Below are 14,836 nucleotides of genomic sequence, written 5' to 3' on the forward strand. Positions count from 1 at the left end.
CTCTATTACAGGTTCCGGAGCTAACTTCTGTTGTGGTGAATACCAATTCTGATTTAGCAATAGATATTGTAAATGAGAAGTATAAAGGAGTAACGGCACATCGGCGTGAGGAGTATTACGCTTCTTCCAAATGTTCCGGCAGCGAATTTTTCCGTCATTTGGGCGAGGTTACGGATACGGATATTTTTGTTTATTGTCCTTGTACTTCTCCTTTTGTCAGACCTGAAACAATATCACAGTGTATTAACCGCTACTTGTCTTCCACCGAATACGATTGCCTGGCTACGGTATCTTCTGTTAAGGAGTTTTTGTGGCTTGATGGCAGACCGATGAATTACGATCCTCTCCATGCTCCCAATTCACAGGATTTGCCCAATGTCGTAGCCTTGAATTTTGGAGTTACTGTGATAAAAAAAGAAGATTTAATTAAGAATTGTAACATTATAGGAAAAAAGCCCCAGTTTGTCGTCACGGACGATATTGAAGCTGTTGATATAGATACTCCGTTGGATTTCTACATTGCGGAACAGCTTTATCGAAAATTAGTACTTGAGAAGAAAGAACTGTTAGGATGATACTGGCATAAATAGGGAATTAAAAAAAGTTGTAAAATCATTTTAGACACATGGCGAATGTAAAACAGAGTCTAAAAAGACTGTTGGGTAGGTGTTTTGACTCTATTAATGTTCTTGCTTTTTATCTTAGCGGGCAAAGTCGTATCAATAAAGAATTGATATCCGCCTTGCGTGATAAGTATAAAGGAAGGCGTTGTTTCATAGTATGTAACGGACCAAGTCTACGGATATCCGATTTGGATAAAATCCATGAAAACGGTGATGTATCGATTGCTATGAATATGATTGGGCGTTGCTTTGACAAGACAAAGTGGAGACCGACGGTATTGATGGCAATCGATGGGTGTGTGTTGCATCCTAAAAATAAAAAGGTGGTTGATGAAACGGAATGCGAATATAGATTTCGCTTGAAGAAGCATTTCTTGCGGGTTGGGAAAAAGTTCGGATCCACAGTATTTTATGATATAATAGGTGATTGGGAGTTATTGGATAACCCTAAATTCACAACAAAAGTGGAAGAAGCGTTATATTCCATCGGGACCACAGCATATCAAGCAATAGAAGTTGCTGTCTTTTTGGGATGCAAGGAGATATATGTCATAGGTTGTGATATGAGTTATGCAGTGAACATCGATCGTAATGGACGTATTTATTATAATGATACCAATAAGCAGCATTTTTATGGAGACAAAGATGAATCCATGAGTAAGATTGTTCCCAATCCTACTTGGCAATTGGAATTGGCTTGGAAAGCGGCATTGTATTTTTCAAAGGAACTGAATTTTAAGCTTTATAATGCAACGCGTGGAGGATGTTTGGAAGAATTGCCGCGTGTTGATTTCGATACATTGTTTTTTTCTTCAGTTGATAAATAGAGGAAAATCTGTTTCCTTGTTTTTTTCTAATTCTGTAATCATATCGTTATTGAAAGTGGAAAAATTTAGTGGGTGGCAAGAGTAAGAGTGGTAATTAAGAATAAGTACCAATAGTTTTAATGAAATGAATTCCAACTCTAAACGCATAGCTAAAAATACATTATTTCTTTATATCAGAATGGCTGTCTTGATGATTGTCACTCTGTTTACGTCAAGGATTGTTTTGGACAAGCTGGGTGTTGAAGATTTTGGCATTTACAATGTGGTAGGAGGTGTGGCTGCGACATTTACCTTTTTTACTTCCTCATTAGCCAATGCTACCCAGCGTTTCCTTAATATAGAATTGGGAAAAGGAAACGTAGAAGGAGCAAAGAGCATATTTTCCCAACATTTGGCAATATATCTGTTTTTGGTTATCGGAATGGTGGTACTGGCTGAAACGGCAGGATTGTGGCTGGTGCGCCATAAATTAGTGATTGCCCCTGAAAGAATGTCTGCTGCCTTGTGGACCTATCAGTTTGCTGTCCTTGCTTTGTGCGTTTCTTTTATAGGCATCGCATTTAATTCGGCTATTATTGCACACGAGGATATGAAAGTATATTCTTATGTGGGCATAGTTGATGCTTTTTTGCGGCTGGCTATAGCCTATGTGATAAGTGTGGTGGAGATTGATCGTTTAGTGATTTATTCTATATTGTTGTTCCTGGTAGCATTGTGCGTACAAGGAAGTTATGCTATATATGCATTGAGGAAATACAAGGAGTGTCAACTTTGTTTTTCTTATGACAAAGATGGAATGAGGTCTACTTTCAGTTTCATCAGCTGGAATGTTGTGGGAACTGTTATTTTTTTGTTGAAAGATCAGGGAGTAAATATTCTGTTGAATTTATTTTTTGGTCCTGTTATCAATGCAGCGCGTGCTGTTTCTTTTCAGATCAGTGCTGCCATATCTAATTTTAGTAATAATTTTTATGTGTCAGTGCAACCGCAGATTGTGAAATCGTATGCGGCAGGTGAACGTACTTATCTTAACACTTTGTTTTTAAACAGTACGAAATACTCCCTGTTTCTGATGTGGCTTTTTTGTCTGCCTGTAATGTTGGAAATAGTGGTAATTTTGAATTTATGGTTAAAGGAAGTCCCGCAGGGTACGGAAGTTTTTGCAAGATGGGTGCTGGCTGATGCCATATTGAGTACTATGACTGCTCCTGCATGGACGGTGGTTGTGGCTGTGGGTAAATTAAAGAAATACACACTTTTGTGCAATGGGTGTTTATTGCTGATTTTCCCTTTGTCGTATATCTTTTTGTCATTAGGTTACAGTCCGGTCAGTGTATTTGTCATCACTTTTGTTGTCCGTATATTGCAAGTGATAAGTTCTATCTTATTTGCGAATGCTTATATCCACTTTGGGTTTTTCGCTTATTTCAAGCGTGTAATATATCCGGTAATCTGTGTATATCTGTTATCCGGTTCTGTTTCATTATTCGTTTGGAAACAGATGGACAATGGCTTTTTTGCGTTGTTTGCTGTTTGTGTGGTGACATTTTCATCTACAATTATAGCTGTATATTATATTGGTCTTGATAAAAGTGAACGGATGTTCTGTTCGGATATTCTAAAAAGCAGATTGAGAAGTATCAGGGAAAATTTACTTTGAAATATTGCCCCATAAAGAAGAATACGTTCCTTCGCTATAATTTATCATTAACAATGATAATAATGAAACAACAAACAAGCAATGAAGTCATCAGTCGTCTCGGTTGGGGAGAAAAGTTTGAGACTACATGCAAGGGTGTATGTATCAACTGGACCAATTTCGTGAGTTTTGGTTGGGCTTGGTGGTTTAATTGATGATACGGATGGTTTGCGGAAAGAAAAAGGCGTGCAGAGTAGAAAGGAGAACGGTATGATACCTAAAGTGATTCATTATTGCTGGTTTGGAAGAAACCCTCTTCCGCCGCTTGCAGTAAAGTGCATCGAGTCGTGGAAGAGATTTCTTCCCGATTACGAGATAAGGGAATGGAACGAAGACAACTTCGATGTGGACATCATTCCCTATACCCGCGAGGCCTACGAAGCCCGTAAGTATGCTTTCGTGAGTGACTACGCGAGGTTTTATATCCTCTATCATCACGGTGGTCTCTATTTCGACACGGATGTGGAGGTAATACGTCCGATGGACGACATTGTGGCGCGTGGGGCGTTTATGGGGTGCGAGAATGAAGCGAAGTCCGACACGAGCGTTTTGGCAGTAGCTCCGGGACTCGGTTTGGGTTGTAATCCGGGGCTTGGTCTGTATGCGGAAATCCTCGAACTGTATGCCGGGTTGCATTTAAAATGCATTGGTGGAAGACTGAACCTCAAAACAGTGGTGGCGTATACCACAGAACTGCTGGTGGAAAAGGGATTGAAGAATGTAAATGAAATACAGTGCGTGGCGGATGTGTGGATTTATCCGAAGGAGTATTTCTGTCCGGTGGACTATCAGACCGATGTGCTGGAGATTACTGAAAACACGAGGTCTATTCACCACTATGCGGCATCGTGGTACGGGAAGAGACAAAAAATCAAAATGAAAGTTATCCAACTGTTGGGACCTCGATTGACATCATGGGGAGTTTCTTTAAAACGATTCATGAAACGTAATAAATAGATATTGTCATGTTGATTTCATTAGTTACCGCTACGTTGGGGAGAGTTCGGGAAATGCAGGATCTGCTGGACTCTTTGGCCGCGCAGACTTATAAAAATTTCGAACTTATCATTGTAGACCAAAATTCGCATACGTTGCTTCAGGAAATGGTTGAGAAATATGTCGATACCATTAATATCAAGTATATAAGAAGTGACGTGAAAGGGTTGTCGCATAATCGGAACATAGGTTTGAAACATTGTGCAGGAGAAGTTGTGGGGTTTCCGGATGACGATTGTTTCTACGATACCGATGTTCTCTTGAAAGTGTCTGATTACTTGGCTACGCATAAAAATCTCTCTTTCGTCCTTTTTGAGGTGAAAGATGTGGAGGAAGAGCGTGTTTTTATAAAATGTGGTGCTTTGGCAGTGAGTAGAAAGGATGTGTTTAAATATTGTATTTCATATAACGTGTTTGTACGCAAGGATTTGTCCGTCCTTTTTGATGAAAGATTAGGCGTAGGTTCGTTCTATGGTTCCGGTGAAGAAACGGACTATCTGTGGATGCTACTCCGTACGCACGATACAGGTGCTTTTTTAGAAGGTGTCTATATACATCATCCTCACAATGATGCTTCGGATAATTACAGGCGTGCCTACTCTTACGGCTTAGGTTTCGGTGCTCTGTTTAAGAAAGAGATTGTATACCGGAAACATTACAGTTATCTTTCGCTGTATCTTTATCATCTTCTTCGTACAATCGGCGGACTTATTGTCAGAAAACATAGATTGTTTTATTATCACACCCTCAGGGGGCGTATAAAAGGATTTTTTTCATTCCGTTTGGAACAATGATATACTATCTTTTACCGTTTTTTTCTTTTCTTTTATCATTTTCCTATTTTAAAAAGTTCTTTCCTAAGCAATTGATATACCTGTTCGTATATCTTCTGTTATTAGCTCTTTTGGCAGTCGGAACTTTGAGGGGTGAGGGAATCGGATCTGACTATTTTTCTTACTTCTATGTATATAGAGATAAAGAAGATATTGAAATCGGATTTTCGTTTTTGGCAGATTTGGTAAAATCTTGCGGAGGAAGTTTCCATACATTTTTGGGCGTGGTATTTGCTGTCTCCATAAGCTTGAAAGCCTTTGTCTTCAAAAAGATGTCTTTATACCCTTTGCTTTCTTTGATGATATATTTGGGCTTTTGGTTTCTTACGTATGACATGAATGGCATAAGGCAGGGCATAGCGTTTGCTTTCACAGGGCTTGCCACTTATTTTGTTTGGAAAAAAAAGAATGTCGGATACTGGATAAATTGTGCCTGTGCATTGTTACTTCATTATTCTTCTGTCATTTTTCTACCTTTTATATTCCTCATACATTGGAAATGTTCGTTAAGAATCATATTGTTTATATTGGGTGGGGCTTTTCTTTTTGCTCTCCAAGGGGGGATTACTAACTTGCTTTCTTCTCTTGTGGATGTTGACAGCTACCTTATAAATAAAATGTTTTCTTATGGAAAAAACGAAGATTTCAATGAAAACATATTATTCTCGTTTTCTACTTTGCATAGGCTGGTGATATTTGTGATGATTTATGCCGCAGTACCTAAAATGAGGATAGACGATAGGCTGAAAAATATCTTTCTGTGGGGAGCGACAATGAATGTAGGACTTTATTTGTTGTTCTCGGACATTGAGATTGTAGCTACTCGGATTTCTTTATACTATCGTTTTATTGAATGTTTGTCTTTGGCGGCTATACCTGGTGCTTTCAGTAGGCTCTCCAACCGATTCCTGGCTATGACCCTGTTGTATATATATGTCTTTTGGCAAGTTTATTCTACGCTGTCCATGCCAAATAACAGTTTGGTGCCATATTATATGTGTTTGTGATGATTAAAATCGCTGTTGATTGCCGTATGCTCGGCATGAGTGGAGTGGGGGTCTTCTTGAAGAATTTTTTGGATTCGGCGCTTTCCCGTTACTCTGACATACATTTTTTATTAATAGGAACATCCCGGCTTGAGTCATATTCGCATTTGGAGAATGTGGATATTCAAAAGGTTGATGTAAATCCGTTTAGTTTGAAGGAATTTTTCTCTTTTCCGGTAAAGGAAATAAACGGATGTGATGTTTATTTCAATCCTAACTATAACATTCCGTCGGGCATTAAGATTCCGATTTGCTGTACCATTCATGATTTGTTGTTTTGGGATGTAAAAGAAATTTCCTCTTTGATAGGACGCTGGATTAGGATATTGGCAGTAAAAAGGTCTTATCATTTAGCCAAATTAGTATTTACGGTCTCTGAATTTTCTTTATCCAGGATACATAAACACCTTGGCTGTAAAGAAGCGATAGTTACTTACAATGCGCTGCGTCCCGCCATAGTTCCGGTGGATATACCTGTGCCGGATAAGAAATACATTGTTTTTGTTGGCAATGTGAAACCTCATAAGGGATTAAAAGAACTGCTGGATGCATATACCGGATTTGGATTGGGAAACATCTATGATTTGGTGATAGTAGGCGATTACCGGAATTTCAAGACCGCTTTCCCGGAAATCTTGGAATATGGAAAGGTTGAGGGCATATCCTTTACCGGTAAGGTATCCGATGAAGAACTGTCCGGGCTATTGAAAAATGCCTCGATGTTGGTACAGCCTTCCGTGTATGAGGGATTCGGTATTCCGCCCATGGAGGCTTTGTTTTTAGGAGTGCCGGTGGTGCTTTCGGATATACCGGTGTTTAAGGAGATATATTCAGGTTTTCCTGTTACATTTTTTGAATGTGGAAACCCGAAAAGCCTGGCAGAAGCGATGGAACGGGTTGAACCTTATACCGAAACGGTAAAAACGCGTGTTCGGAATAGAATATTATCTCTGTATACTCCTCAGCGTGTGTCTGATATTATCATTCAAGCAATAATAAAAACTTATAATGAGAGTTCTGCAAATAGGTAAGTTCTATCCCGTTGTGGGTGGGATAGAGAAAATGATGGTCGATGTTGTTTCGGGAATATCCGGCTGTGAAGGCGTGTGTTGTGATATGTTGTGCGCGTCTGTAGACCGGCATTCGTCTGTAGTGCTTATTGGTAAGGGTTCCAAGATTATTTGCACTTCTACTTGGTTCAAGGCATTTGCAACGATGTTTTCTCCCATGATGGCGGTTGTGCTGAGACGGATAGGAAAAGAGTATGACATTATCCATATCCATCATCCCGATCCTATGGCTGCGTTGGCTTTGTGGATGTCGGGATATAGGGGAAAGGTTGTCTTGCATTGGCATAGCGATATCTTGAAACAACGCTTGGCGCTGAAACTGTATGCTCCGTTGCAACGGTGGCTGATAGAACGGGCGGATACCATAGTGGGCACATCGCCTGTCTATCTGCGTGAATCGCCTTTCTTGCAGTCGGAAAGGTTGAAGAAAGTGTGTATTCCGATTGGTGTTGCTCCTTTACTTCCCGATGTCCAAAAAGTGGAGAAGATACGGCAGAGGTATGCAGGAAAGAAACTGATTTTTTCTTTGGGAAGATTCGTTGCGTACAAAGGATTTGAATATTTGATAAAAGCTGCCGAATTTTTACCTGATGAGTATCTCATTCTGATAGGAGGGGGCGGACCATTGAAACATAGATTAGGAGAGTTGATTGAGGTCAGTCATTTGCAGTCGAAAGTGAAGTTATTGGGCAGGGTGGATGATGAAGACCTATCCGGATATTTCGGAGCTTGTGATTTGTATGTGATGAGTTCTATTTGGAAAACAGAAGCCTTTGGTATTGTACAGATAGAGGCAATGTCGTGTGGAAAACCGGTAGTTGCGACCAAAATAAAGGGTTCTGGAGTGTCGTGGGTGAATGAAGACGGAGTTTCTGGAATAAATGTGGAGCCGGAGAATGCCATGGCAATTGCCGATGCCATTATGAATATTTTGTCTGACCAAGAACGGTATAAGTCGTTTTCGCTTGCCGCTAAAGAGCGTTATGAAACGCTGTTCAGAAAAGAACGGATGATAGAGAAATGTATCGAATTGTATAAAAATGTGGTTAAGTCTTGAAATGTGAATTTATATGGATAGTATAAACTATAAAATTATTGATACCCGGAAAATAGCGGATTACATCAGTTCTCATTCTGGTACAGTGGTGACTGTGGATGATGTCATTCAAAATTCCGGCGCTGACAAGCTTCGTGTGTATCCCGCCCTATTCGAACTTGAACAAAGCGGATGGCTCGAAGTGGTGGAACGTGAAGAACTTGGAGCGCCCTCGGTCGTTCGCAGGAAGAAACAGGGATAAACGACAGGTAACAGCGGTTATTTTGTTTTAGGTGCAGCCGGAATTGCTTTGATGAAAGCGGTTTCGGCTGTTTTTATTGGATGGTTTCCGAGGTTGAATGGTTGAACCGGATTATTTTCTTCTCCGATAATTCCCTGTCAACCAAAAAATCTTATTAACTTTGCGGGTCACTTTTGGAAACAATAAAAAAATAATGATATGAATATCTCTTATAATTGGTTGAAAGAGTATGTCGATTTCGATTTGACACCGGATGAAGTAGCTGCCGCACTGACTTCCATCGGATTGGAAACAGGAAGTGTAGAAGAGGTGCAAACCATTAAAGGCGGACTGGAAGGTCTGGTCATCGGAGAAGTGTTGACATGCGAAGTTCATCCTAATTCGGACCACATGCACATCACTACCGTAAATCTGGGGCAGGGCGAACCTGTACAGATAGTATGTGGCGCGTCTAATGTGGCTGCCGGACAGAAAGTGGTAGTAGCTACTCTGGGTACAAAACTGTACGACGGTGATGAATGCTTTACCATCAAGAAATCAAAACTTCGTGGCGTAGAGTCTAACGGCATGATTTGTGCGGAAGATGAAATCGGCATCGGTACGGACCATGCGGGTATCATCGTGTTGCCGGAAACTGCCGTGCCGGGTACGCTTGCCAAGGACTATTATAACATCAAGAGCGACTACGTGCTGGAAGTGGACATCACTCCCAACCGTGCCGATGCCTGCTCGCACTATGGGGTGGCTCGTGATTTGTACGCTTATCTGGTGCAGAACGGTATGCCTACTGCCTTGAAGAAACCCTCTGTGGATGCTTTTGCCATTGAAAACCACGATTTGGACATCAAGGTTACGGTAGAGAACAGCGAGGCTTGTCCGCGTTATGCCGGAGTGACGGTGAAAGGCGTAACGGTAAAGGAGAGCCCGGAATGGTTGCAGAACAAGCTCCGCATCATCGGCTTGCGTCCGATTAACAATGTGGTGGATATTACGAACTACATCGTTCACGCATTCGGCCAGCCGCTTCACTGCTTCGATGCCGACAAAATCAAAGGCGGCGAGGTGATTGTGAAGACTATGCCCGAGGGTACTCCGTTTGTTACGCTGGACGGCGTGGAACGCAAACTGGGCGAACGCGACCTGATGATTTGTAACCAGGAAGAGGCTATGTGCATCGCCGGAGTATTCGGCGGGTTGGATTCCGGTTCTACGGAAACCACGAAAGACGTATTTATCGAAAGTGCCTATTTCCATCCTACGTGGGTGCGTAAAACAGCCCGTCGTCATGGCTTGAGCACGGATGCTTCGTTCCGCTTTGAAAGAGGTATCGACCCGAACATCACTCTTTATTGCTTGAAATTGGCTGCGATAATGGTGAAAGAACTTGCCGGCGGTACTATCTCTTCCGATATAAAGGATGTATGTGTTGCTCCCGCCAAAGATTTCAGAGTGGAACTTTCCTACGAGAAGGTTCATTCGCTGATAGGCAAGATTATCCCCGTAGAGACGATAAAGAACATTGTGACAAGTCTGGAGATGAAGATTGTAGCCGAAACGGCAGAAGGCTTGACACTGGATGTTCCGCCTTATCGTGTGGACGTACAACGCGATTGCGATGTGATAGAAGATATTCTCCGTATTTACGGTTACAATAATGTAGAGATACCGACTGCTTTGAAGTCCAGTCTGACAACGAAGGGCGAATGGGATAAATCCAACAGATTGCAGAACTTGGTTGCCGAGCAATTGGTGGGTTGCGGTTTCAATGAAATCCTGAACAACTCGTTGACACGTGCCGCCTATTACGACGGACTGGAGTCATATCCTGCCAAGAACCTTGTAATGCTGATGAACCCGCTTAGCGCAGACTTGAACGCTATGCGCCAGTCGTTGCTTTTTGGCGGGTTGGAGAGCATTGCGCACAATGCTAACCGTAAGATTTCGGATTTGAGATTCTTCGAGTTCGGTAATTGCTATTATTTCAACGAAGAGAAACGTAATCCGGAAAAGGCACTCGCACCTTACTCCGAGGACTATCATTTGGGATTGTGGGTTACCGGCAAAAGAGTTTCCAACTCATGGGCGCACCAAGACGAAGAGAGTACCGTATACGAACTGAAAGCGTATGTTGAGAATATATTTGCCCGTTTGGGATTGCAGATGCGCGATTTGGTAGTAGGCAATCTTACGGATGATATTTACGCTGCGGCTTTGTCCGTACAGACAAGAGGCGGCAAGCGGCTTGCTACTTTCGGCGTTGTGACAAGAAAACTTCTGAAGGCGTTCGATATTGACAATGAGGTGTATTATGCCGATTTGAACTGGAAAGAGCTGATGAAGGCTATCAAAAACGTGAAAGTGAATTACACCGAAATCTCCAAGTTCCCTGCCGTGAAGCGCGACCTTGCTTTGTTGCTCGACAAGAAGGTGCAGTTTGCCGAAATTGAGAAGATTGCCTATGAAACGGAGAAGAAACTCCTGAAGGAAGTCGCTCTCTTTGACGTATATGAAGGTAAAAATCTGGAAGCCGGAAAGAAATCGTATGCCGTAAGTTTCTTGTTGCAGGACGAGAATGCTACGCTGAACGACAAGCAGATTGACAAAGTGATGCAGAAGTTAGTGAAGAACCTGGAAGATAAACTGGGAGCGAAACTGCGCTGATGAGATTTGAAAATTCATAATTCACGACTCACAATTTAAAATTCATAATTAAAAATTCATAATTAAACAAATATGGGAAGAGCGTTTGAATATAGAAAAGCTGCCAAAATGAAAAGATGGGGTCACATGGCAAAGACCTTTACAAGACTGGGTAAACAAATTGCTATTGCAGTGAAAGCCGGCGGACCCGAACCGGAAAACAACCCGACATTGCGCTCGGTTATCGCTACTTGTAAGCGCGAGAATATGCCGAAGGATAACATCGAACGTGCCATCAAGAATGCAATGGGTAAAGACCAGAGCGACTACAAGAGCATGACTTACGAAGGATATGGTCCTCACGGTGTGGCAGTGTTCGTTGACACGCTGACAGACAATCCTACCCGTACGGTAGCGGATGTGCGTAGCGTATTCAACAAGTTCGGCGGAAACTTGGGAACAATGGGGTCATTGGCTTTCTTGTTCGACCATAAGTGTGTGTTTACTTTCAAGAAGAAAGACGGTATGGATATGGAGGAATTCATTCTCGACATGATTGACTTCGATATCGACGAGGACTATGAAGAGGATGAAGAAGAAGGCACAATTACCATTTACGGTGACCCGAAGAGCTATGCGGCTATCCAAAAGCATTTGGAAGAAGGTGGTTTTGAGGATGTCGGTGGCGAATTCACTTACATTGCAAACGACCTGAAAGATGTGGAAGCGGCACATCGTGAAACTATCGACAAGATGGTGGAACGCCTGGAAGAATTTGATGATGTACAGACGGTTTACACCAACATGAAGCCGGAAGCGGACGAAGAGTAATGACTTATACCTATAAGACCCAGGGTACATGCAGTACCCATATAGAACTTGAAGTAGAAGACGGCATCGTAAAGAATGTTTCATTTTGGGGCGGTTGCAACGGCAATCTGCAAGGTTTGTCGCGCTTGGTTTCCGGTATGCCGGTGAATGAGGTGATTTCCCGCTTGGAAGGTATCCGTTGCGGTGGGCGTCCCACTTCTTGTCCGGATCAGTTGTGCAAGGCATTGCACGAAATGGGATATTAAGTATTCGTATTCCGGAGTTGAGAGTCAAGATTGGAAGGGAGTAAACGGGTTTTTGCTTCTGAAATGTATACTAACCGTCTCGTGAGATGATAACCGTCCCACGAGACGGTTTTTTCTTTCGAGAAGCGGTTTTTCTATCCGGAGGGGAGCACTTTGTCGGTTTTGAACTAAGTTATGCTATATTTGTTTTTTAATTAACCATTAGTATTTACTTTGAATACTTTTACACGCCCGAAATAAGAACAACACAATGAAGAATATTTTTAAAGACTTAAAGCGGAAAGACCACAAACGTCATTTAGGTGGTTTGGACGTATTCAGATATATCGGTCCGGGACTGTTGGTTACGGTAGGTTTCATTGATCCGGGAAACTGGGCGTCTAATTTTGCGGCAGGCTCCGAGTTTGGCTATTCATTGTTATGGGTGGTGACGCTCTCTACCATTATGCTGATAATCTTGCAGCATAACGTAGCACACTTGGGTATTGTCACCGGATTGTGTTTGTCGGAAGCTGCCACGCGATATACTCCTAAATGGGTGTCGCGCCCTATATTGGCAACGGCGGTATTGGCTTCCATATCCACTTCCCTTGCCGAAATATTGGGTGGGGCCATTGCATTGCAAATGTTGCTGGGCGTTCCGATAATATGGGGATCGGTGCTGACAACCGCCTTTGTGTTGGTGATGCTTTTCACCAATTCTTATAAGAAGATTGAAAGAGCCATCATCGCATTTGTGTCCGTAATAGGGCTTTCGTTCATCTATGAGCTTTTTCTTGTCAGGATAGATTGGCCTATGGCGGTGAAAGGATGGGTGACACCCTCATTTCCCGAAGGGAGTATGCTTATTATAATGAGCGTGCTTGGCGCCGTGGTGATGCCTCATAATCTGTTTCTCCATTCGGAGGTGATACAGAGCCACGAGTACAACAAGCAGGATGATGCCTCTATCCGCAAGGTATTGAAGTACGAACTGTTCGATACGTTATTTTCCATGATTGTGGGGTGGGCGATTAACAGTGCGATGATATTGTTGGCTGCCGCCACTTTCTTCCAGGGCGGAATTCAGGTGGAAGAGTTGCAACAGGCGAAATCGCTGTTGGACCCGTTGCTGGGGAACAGTGCTGCGGCGGTGTTTGCGTTGGCATTGTTGATGGCGGGCATATCTTCTACGATTACGAGCGGAATGGCGGCAGGCTCCATCTTTGCCGGTATATTCGGTGAGGCGTATCATATCAAGGACAGCCACTCGCAGGTGGGGGTAATCCTTTCCTTGGGCATTGCACTGTTGTTGATTGGTTTTATCGGTGACCCTTTCAAGGGATTATTGGTTTCGCAGATGATACTGAGCATTCAATTGCCTTTCACCGTGTTCCTGCAGGTGAGTCTCACTTCATCACGCAAGGTGATGGGGCAGTATGCAAACAGTAAGTGGAGTACTTTTGTACTCTATACGATTGCGGCTGTGGTGACGATATTGAATATCATGTTATTAATATCCGGGGTGTCATGAAATGCCGTTTATTGAATGAAAGGTTCGTTACCATAGAGCGGTGGGCGGATGGCGGATATTCCCGCATACTTGCCGGAATGGTGATAGGGTATTCGTTTGCAGAGACATTCTTGGGAGATATGCTGGTTGCTTCGACCTCCCGCGGAGTTTGTTATTTGGCATTCGTGACCGCAGGCAGGGAAGCCGCATGTGCCGAAATGAGAGAGCGTTTTTCCGGATCTGTCTTTGAAGAACGTACGGATGAGTATCAACATAGGGCATTGGCGGCTTTATCGGCTGATAATAACGGTTTGGAAACAGTGCCCTTGCATTTGAAAGGGACGGATTTCCAGTTACGCGTATGGAAAGAACTGCTGAAGATACCTTTCGGCGAAACCGCCACTTACAAAGAGGTTGCCGCCGCACTGCAAGCACCTAAGGCATGCCGTGCCGTAGGTTCCGCCATTGGCGATAATCCGGTTTCGGTATTGATTCCTTGCCACCGGGTGTTGCGTACGGACGGGGCGCTCGGCGGTTATCATTGGGGATTGGAGCATAAAGTACGGTTGCTGGAGTGGGAGAGAGAACGTATGGTAAATGGTATAAGTTAATTATTAAAGTATAATCAGATAAAATATATGGAAGATAGAGTGGTGAAAGCTGTTGAGCTATTTAAGAGCGGTTACAATTGTTCGCAGTCGGTGGTGGCTGCTTTTGCAGATATGTATGGATTTACGGAAGAGCAGGCGCTGCGCATGTCCGCTTCTTTTGGCGGTGGCATCGGACGGATGCGCCAGACTTGCGGTGCCGCTTGCGGCATGTTTTTGTTGGCAGGATTGGAAAAAGGGGCTGTCGACGGCAAGGACCGCGAGGGAAAAGCCGCCAACTATGCGCTGGTGCAGGAACTTGCCGAAGAGTTCAGGCAACGTAACGGTTCGATGATTTGTGCCGAACTGTTGGGATTGAAGAAACCGGAAGGAACTTCCGTTCCCGAAGCCCGTACGGAACAGTATTACGCCAAGCGGCCTTGCGCGAAGATGGTGGAAACGGCGGCGGCAATATGGGCAGAGTATTTGGAAAAGCAGCGGAAATAAGGTGAGATTAGCCGTTTTTCTGACAAAACAGCGAAAAAAAAGGATGCTAATATGTTATATAGCATAAAAATAGCTATCTTTGTCACTGAAATAAAATCTGATTTCTTCTTTTCGGAAGACGGGTTTTGAAAATGTCTAACTA

The 14,836-nt window shown here is 43.0% G+C and carries 16 protein-coding genes; all 16 read left to right on the forward strand.

Annotated features, from left to right (window positions below; translation table 11 throughout):
- Nucleotides 1–575: cytidylyltransferase (locus QZ327_RS11485; RefSeq protein WP_294619427.1), on the forward strand; the 575-nt coding region annotated here is incomplete at its 5' end.
- Nucleotides 576–625: 50 nt separating this feature from the next.
- On the forward strand, nt 626–1,450 hold the full coding sequence (locus tag QZ327_RS11490; RefSeq protein ID WP_294619429.1) for a 6-hydroxymethylpterin diphosphokinase MptE-like protein: 825 nt from the start codon (nt 626–628) through the stop codon (nt 1,448–1,450).
- Nucleotides 1,451–1,574: 124 nt separating this feature from the next.
- Nucleotides 1,575–3,110, forward strand: coding sequence for a hypothetical protein (locus QZ327_RS11495; RefSeq protein WP_294619431.1), 1,536 nt, complete (start codon nt 1,575–1,577; stop codon nt 3,108–3,110).
- Nucleotides 3,111–3,172: 62 nt separating this feature from the next.
- Nucleotides 3,173–3,304 (forward strand): hypothetical protein, encoded by a 132-nt coding sequence (locus QZ327_RS11500; RefSeq protein ID WP_294619433.1) that lies wholly within the window; start codon nt 3,173–3,175, stop codon nt 3,302–3,304.
- A 31-nt stretch (nt 3,305–3,335) separates the two neighbouring features.
- Complete coding sequence (locus QZ327_RS11505; RefSeq protein ID WP_294619434.1) at nt 3,336–4,106, forward strand: glycosyltransferase family 32 protein; 771 nt, start codon at nt 3,336–3,338, stop codon at nt 4,104–4,106.
- A gap of 8 nt (nt 4,107–4,114) precedes the next feature.
- Nucleotides 4,115–4,939, forward strand: a complete 825-nt coding sequence (locus QZ327_RS11510) for a glycosyltransferase family 2 protein (protein WP_294619436.1) — start codon at nt 4,115–4,117, stop codon at nt 4,937–4,939.
- On the forward strand, nt 4,936–5,985 hold the full coding sequence (locus tag QZ327_RS11515; RefSeq protein ID WP_294619438.1) for an EpsG family protein: 1,050 nt from the start codon (nt 4,936–4,938) through the stop codon (nt 5,983–5,985). The genes QZ327_RS11510 and QZ327_RS11515 overlap by 4 nt, the downstream gene beginning before the upstream one ends.
- Nucleotides 5,985–7,055, forward strand: a complete 1,071-nt coding sequence (locus tag QZ327_RS11520; RefSeq protein WP_294619440.1) for a glycosyltransferase family 1 protein — start codon at nt 5,985–5,987, stop codon at nt 7,053–7,055. The genes QZ327_RS11515 and QZ327_RS11520 overlap by 1 nt, the downstream gene beginning before the upstream one ends.
- Complete coding sequence (locus QZ327_RS11525) at nt 7,033–8,151, forward strand: glycosyltransferase (RefSeq protein WP_294619442.1); 1,119 nt, start codon at nt 7,033–7,035, stop codon at nt 8,149–8,151. Before QZ327_RS11520 ends, QZ327_RS11525 begins: the two co-directional genes overlap by 23 nt.
- 13 nt (nt 8,152–8,164) lie before the next feature.
- On the forward strand, nt 8,165–8,392 hold the full coding sequence (locus QZ327_RS11530) for a hypothetical protein (RefSeq protein WP_294619444.1): 228 nt from the start codon (nt 8,165–8,167) through the stop codon (nt 8,390–8,392).
- 198 nt (nt 8,393–8,590) lie between these two features.
- Nucleotides 8,591–11,053 (forward strand): phenylalanine--tRNA ligase subunit beta, encoded by a 2,463-nt coding sequence (gene pheT / locus QZ327_RS11535; protein ID WP_294619446.1) that lies wholly within the window; start codon nt 8,591–8,593, stop codon nt 11,051–11,053.
- A gap of 72 nt (nt 11,054–11,125) precedes the next feature.
- The gene (locus QZ327_RS11540) at nt 11,126–11,863 is read left to right on the forward strand and encodes a YebC/PmpR family DNA-binding transcriptional regulator (protein WP_294619448.1); all 738 of its coding nucleotides are present in this window, start codon (nt 11,126–11,128) and stop codon (nt 11,861–11,863) included.
- Complete coding sequence (locus tag QZ327_RS11545) at nt 11,863–12,108, forward strand: TIGR03905 family TSCPD domain-containing protein (protein WP_294619450.1); 246 nt, start codon at nt 11,863–11,865, stop codon at nt 12,106–12,108. Before QZ327_RS11540 ends, QZ327_RS11545 begins: the two co-directional genes overlap by 1 nt.
- A 250-nt stretch (nt 12,109–12,358) precedes the next feature.
- Entirely contained in the window at nt 12,359–13,621 is a 1,263-nt protein-coding gene (locus QZ327_RS11550; protein WP_294619452.1) for an Nramp family divalent metal transporter, read from the forward strand.
- Nucleotides 13,618–14,211, forward strand: coding sequence for a methylated-DNA--[protein]-cysteine S-methyltransferase (locus tag QZ327_RS11555; protein WP_294619454.1), 594 nt, complete (start codon nt 13,618–13,620; stop codon nt 14,209–14,211). The genes QZ327_RS11550 and QZ327_RS11555 overlap by 4 nt, the downstream gene beginning before the upstream one ends.
- A 27-nt stretch (nt 14,212–14,238) precedes the next feature.
- The gene (locus QZ327_RS11560; RefSeq protein ID WP_294619456.1) at nt 14,239–14,694 is read left to right on the forward strand and encodes a C-GCAxxG-C-C family protein; all 456 of its coding nucleotides are present in this window, start codon (nt 14,239–14,241) and stop codon (nt 14,692–14,694) included.
- Nucleotides 14,695–14,836: the final 142 nt, after the last annotated feature.

Origin of the sequence: uncultured Bacteroides sp. (assembly GCF_910578895.1) — a bacterium.
Lineage (GTDB): Bacteria > Bacteroidota > Bacteroidia > Bacteroidales > Bacteroidaceae > Bacteroides.